At 41.1% G+C, this 501-nt stretch carries 1 tRNA gene and 1 rRNA gene; both read right to left on the reverse strand.

The window, feature by feature from the left end:
- Positions 1-226: 226 nt before the first annotated feature.
- A tRNA-Glu gene (locus LIX50_RS09495) sits at positions 227-302 on the reverse strand.
- Positions 303-425: 123 nt separating this feature from the next.
- Positions 426-501: ribosomal RNA gene (locus LIX50_RS09500) — 16S ribosomal RNA — on the reverse strand; the annotation flags it as partial.

A 501-nucleotide genomic window follows, 5' to 3' on the forward strand; every position in this document is an offset into this window, starting at 1 on the left:
AAGTGCGGTCAATTTGATGCGTATCTTCATTCAACTAAACACTTGATTGCTTTTGTTCAATCAAGATTTATCACAAAACAGGTTTGCTTTCAGAGTTTCCTTCTCAGTTCCCTCTTTTCACTTTCCTATCTTGCCTACTCAGACTTTCTCTCGAAAATCTCTTGTTTTCAGCTTGTTTCCAATTTTTTAAAGAACACTAAGATAATCTAACAAAGTTATCTTTAATTGGCGTCCCCACGGGGATTCGAACCCCGGTTACCGCCGTGAAAGGGCGATGTCCTAGGCCTCTAGACGATGGGGACATCAATTAAAGATACTCTATCTTCTTTTTATCTTTCAACGTTGCTTTCGCTTCGTTTTTAATTTCTCATTTTTCTACAACTATCAGTCAATCTGTGTGAGCACTCGCTGTCTCTCGTCTTTGGTAAGGAGGTGATCCAACCGCAGGTTCCCCTACGGTTACCTTGTTACGACTTCACCCCAGTCATGAATCATACCGTG

It is taken from the genome of Haemophilus sp. Marseille-P9675 (genome assembly GCF_916862695.1).
Lineage (GTDB): Bacteria > Pseudomonadota > Gammaproteobacteria > Enterobacterales > Pasteurellaceae > Haemophilus > Haemophilus haemolyticus_K.